A 4,496-nucleotide genomic window follows, 5' to 3' on the forward strand; every position below is an offset into this window, starting at 1 on the left:
CGAAGCCTGCGATCGCCGTATTGCTGCTCGCACGGCGTGCGTGGTCGTGGCGCTGCCATGACGTATCTGTCCCATAAGGCTTCCTTCCACTCGCGTGAAAATAATACCCCATCAAATCCCGGGACTAGGTCACGTTGACAAAAGACCTAATCCAGAGCCTTGCTGCGGCGATATTGAGGAAACTCATGAAGGACAAGGCAGTCTTGTCGTAGCGGGTTGCGATGCGGCGCATCTGCTTGAGTTTGTTGAACATGCGCTCGATGCGGCTACGGTCCCTGTAACGCCGCCAGTCAGTGTTTTGTGGAGTGCTGCGACCTTTGCGTGATGGAATGACCGGCAGGATCCCATGCATCAGCAGATCCTGGCGGAAACTGTCACTGTCATAGCCCCGGTCGGCCAGCATGGCTTTGGGGCTCGGGACAGGCAGCGTCATCTGGGCGTCTGTGGCTTTGTAATCCGAGACCTGGCCTCCGGTAAGGACAAAGCCGAGAGGGCGTCCCTGAGTGTCACATCGGGCATGGATTTTGCTCGTAAAGCCGCCGCCTGATCGACCAAAAGCCTCCGAATGAGCCCCCCTTTTGCCCCAGTGGCCTGGGAATGGGCACGAACCACGGTACTGTCGATCATATGCAGCCAGTGATCCGTCAGGCCAAGGTCTACCAGGGTTTGCAGCACGGCATCCCACACGCCCTGTTCAGCCCAACGCCGGAACCTGACATAGACCGAATTCCATTTTCCGTAGCGCTCATGCATGTCCCGCCACGGACAACCCGTTCGCAAAACATGCAGCATACCATTGAGAAACCGGCGGTTGTCTCCCGCTGGACGGGCCCACCGTCCACGTTCAGGAGGCAGAAGCGGACCAATCATCGCCCATTCCCGATCCGTCAGATCCCCTCGTGCCATGCCTGTTCTCTCTGCTTGCTGTCCTACAGATACAAAGTGAATCAGATCTCAGGCAGACCGTATAGGACTTTTGTCAACGTGACCTAAACACCTAGACCCCTTTATGTGTGACCTCACATTAATAGGCCTGAGCATATAAACTGAAACGTGAAACAAAGATCCCAGAAGGGCTTTCGCAACGCTGTTGATCGTGTTTACAATGATAAGACTGTCTCGAACACGTTTGGAAAAATATCTCGTGAAAAATAAAGGTTTGGATTTCTAAAATGAAAAAACCAGAAATATCTAATTGTTGCTTGCGTAGAAATATTGCAGACCGACGATTTTCTTTTAAGAACGTGATAGAAGAAGACTTATCAAGTAAAATTGTTTTTGGTAGTTCTGGATTGATCGAGGAAGTTGATCATTCCGATAAGAGATATTGGAATACACATAACGGATCCATCATTATAATGGATGATAAAGGTGTAATTACCTGGGAGTCGACAGAAATAAAGGAGGAACACGGTATTACTACAGAAGTAGTTTTTTCTAGTTTTTCTTATTCAGAAAAGAAAATATCTTTAGTTCATACTGAATGTATTTCTGGTGAATACGAAGAAAAAAAATACATTAATGAAAAAAGAGAAAAAATTGTCTTTCTTAAGACAAACTACAATGTAAGGGCACTCATCCCTCGACTTATTTCCATGTACGATGTTGTAGAAGTCGAAACTTTGGATGAGGCTTTGGGGCATACTGATATTAAAATTTTCTTGAGTGCACTTGCTCTAACTCATATGGAAAAGCAAGAAGAGGTGGCTAATTTTCTTGAAAAAATATGCCAGTTTTTCCCTGTAGCAGTTTTTGTAGAGCCGAGCTCTTATGCTAAGGATTATTTGGATAGCCTAGGTTACAAAAGTCATCATGATAACTATGCCGAAAATCATTTTCTTGGCGAACTTAATGTAAATTTTTTGGCTGATATTGGCAAGAATATAGGTACCTATCGCGTTGAGCATTATGGTGGAATGGCAGCATTTGATATTCGCGAGACATGGATCATACCGAAAAATTGGCCGCATAATATTGATTATTCAGAGTTGGCACATCGTAAAAATTTCACATTTGATCGCCCTGTATTCGAGATGTCGGCTTTCGTTCTGAAGGGCTTTAATGCGCCGGTTTTTGCGCTTGATGTCGATCTGGAACTGATTGAGTTGCAGACAATTCAACCTCATGCAAGAGCCGGTTCTTTTCTATTCAATGGATTCCGTAATGCCAGTGAACTTGGTAAGGAAATTTATAAGACGCCATCAGAACGTTCTGAAGTGTTGCACGGGCGTACAATTCATTCGGCTAAGATAATCGAGGAGCAGGAAGTCTATGCGGATCATCAAAGAAAAGAAATTTTAAAAAATTGGCAAGATTTATGCAAGCCCGAGTGGCTTGATTTGTCCGTTAACGAACTTCCTCACTGTGTTGTTGGTGGATCAGGATTTATCTTTTCTGACGGTGTTCCGGTTGGAGGGTCAGAATATCTAATACCATATCTATATACGTCTATGTACCAGCCAATTTGGTCCGGACTGCAGAAGCCTCATTTAAAGCGACATATACCTGGCGTAGCAATAATAGGGTTTAATCATTTATATGATAATTACTACCATTTTATGGCAGAGGCATTAAGCGCAGCGATCCTATGTTATGATGTCTTTATTAAAAGTGGCCTTGAGAAAGTAACAATAATTACAGGAAAGAAAAACCAGTTTAGGAGGGAGTATTTTGATATAGTTTTTGGTAAAAATAAAAACGTTGAAATTATTGATCTTGATCGAGATGAATATGTTACGGCAGACAAGGCATTGTATTGCCGTCATCTAGTTGGAAGATCAACGCCTCAGCCTTGTTTAGTAGCTGAACGTGTTGCTTTACAGGCACATATTTTGAAGAACGTTGAGCTTTTTTCAGTCTCTCCCCCATCTCGTCTTATATATATATCCCGTCAAGATACAGGAGCGCGATCAATTCTGAATGAAGCTGCGCTAATAAAATGCTTGCAGGGTTTGGGATTTGAAATTTATGTCGCTACAGGAAAGTCTGTACGAGAGCAGATTGAGGTCTTCCGCACAGCAAAACTTGTGGTCGCAGGACATGGAGCTGGGGTATCAAATATGTTTTTTGCGCAAAATGATGCGATCCTCATTGAGCTTATTCAAGCCAGTTACCTGAATGTCGGTCCACTGCGGCTTGCACAAATGGCGGGTGTAAAATATCATTCAATGCTTTTCTTTGAGGATGGTGAAAATCACGGATGGTACGTAGATATTGATCGCGTGAAAAATGCAATTAAAAATTTCCTTATTGACTAAAATTAACAGGTAAAAGGTAAATTACTATGGATAACACTATTCTACATATATTTGTTTCGTGTTTTGGCACGGTTCTTTCGGTTTCTAAAGATGGAAGATTGTACCATGCCTTTCCAGAAGAAATAGAACCTAATTTATTCTGTGACATAAGCGGTAATATTATTAAATATCCGGATAATTTTTTAGAAGCCTCTGATATACGCACTGTATTTGACGGCGGGTATTTTTGCTTACGAAGCAAAGACGGTTTTCTTTGCTCAGATATTGGTGGTGCTATAGGATGGCGTCAGCATTGTCTTGAAATGGAGAAATTTACTATTAAATCGATGAACGATTATGCTCAATTAAAAAAAGAAGCTTATCCTTTTCCAAAAATAAGAAAAAGTTTTCATATAAAAAAAGTCATTCATCAGACACATGACGAGAAAAATATTCCCAATGCATTCATAGCATCCGTAGAAAAGTTAAGAACGTTAAACCCTAATTGGGAGTATATTTATTGGAATGCACAAGATAGGCTAGATTTTATATACACTTATTACGGATGGGATATTCTAGAAAAGTACTTAAAGATAAACCCTCGTTATGGAGCGGCTCGCGCAGATCTTTTTCGTTATCTTTGTCTCTATAAGATGGGCGGCGCTTACCTGGATATTAAGTCAAGTTCCAATAATGCATTTGATTCCTTTGTTCATGATGACGATCATTACCTTATTTCTCAATGGCGAAATAAGCCAGGTGAAATTTTTGATGGATGTGGCCTTGGCCCCGAAGTTTCATCTATCGATGGAGGAGAGTATCAACAGTGGAATATAATTTCTGAAAATGGGCATCCATTTTTAGAGGCCGTTATCAACAATGTTTTAGCTAGAATTGGGCGTTATAGAGAAAATTACTACGGAAGTGGAAAGCTTTCTGTTCTTCGGGTTACGGGTCCATATGTTTATACAATGACAATAAGCAATTTACTCGAAAAATTCAGTCATAGATTTTTTGACTCTTACCAATCTGGACTTATATATAGTGACGTAGATAATTATATTAAATTTTTTAAAAATCATTATTCAAATCAGAATACGCCTTTAATCTTGTAATGCCGGTTTTGCAGTCAGTTGGAGGGATCGAAGAACCTTTGATCGGGGCCATTGGATCCTGATTTCAGGGTTATTTCGTGTTGATTGATGGTTCTTGTCTCTGATTTTAGCGCTGCGTCTTTCGCAGAGCGTTGGACATTGGCTT

General features: G+C 41.8%; 2 protein-coding genes and 1 pseudogene. 2 read left to right on the plus strand and 1 reads right to left on the minus strand.

The features are described 5' to 3' along the window. Positions 1 to 124: 124 nt before the first annotated feature. Positions 125 to 906, minus strand: a pseudogene (locus J4P41_RS15570) (IS5 family transposase). Positions 907 to 1,172: 266 nt separating this feature from the next. On the opposite strand from J4P41_RS15570, the gene J4P41_RS15575 reads away from it, so the two are divergent. Together J4P41_RS15575 and J4P41_RS15580 are read left to right on the plus strand one after the other, a co-directional pair. Beyond that, positions 1,173 to 3,257 (plus strand): glycosyltransferase family 61 protein, encoded by a 2,085-nt coding sequence (locus J4P41_RS15575; RefSeq protein WP_426067825.1) that lies wholly within the window; start codon positions 1,173 to 1,175, stop codon positions 3,255 to 3,257. Positions 3,258 to 3,283: 26 nt separating this feature from the next. After that, positions 3,284 to 4,351 carry a glycosyltransferase family 32 protein gene (locus J4P41_RS15580; protein WP_426067826.1) on the plus strand — a complete coding sequence of 356 codons (1,068 nt, stop codon included), beginning with the start codon at positions 3,284 to 3,286 and terminating at the stop codon, positions 4,349 to 4,351. The last annotated feature ends 145 nt before the right edge of the window (positions 4,352 to 4,496 follow it).

It is taken from the genome of Gluconobacter sp. NFX36 (assembly GCF_049887835.1).
GTDB lineage: Bacteria > Pseudomonadota > Alphaproteobacteria > Acetobacterales > Acetobacteraceae > Gluconobacter > Gluconobacter japonicus_A.

Coding starts and splice junctions, on each gene's coding strand:
- J4P41_RS15580 (WP_426067826.1), top strand. CDS start 3,284: ATGGATAACACTATTCTACATATATTTGTTTCGTGTTTTGGCACGGTT.
- J4P41_RS15575 (WP_426067825.1), top strand. CDS start 1,173: ATGAAAAAACCAGAAATATCTAATTGTTGCTTGCGTAGAAATATTGCA.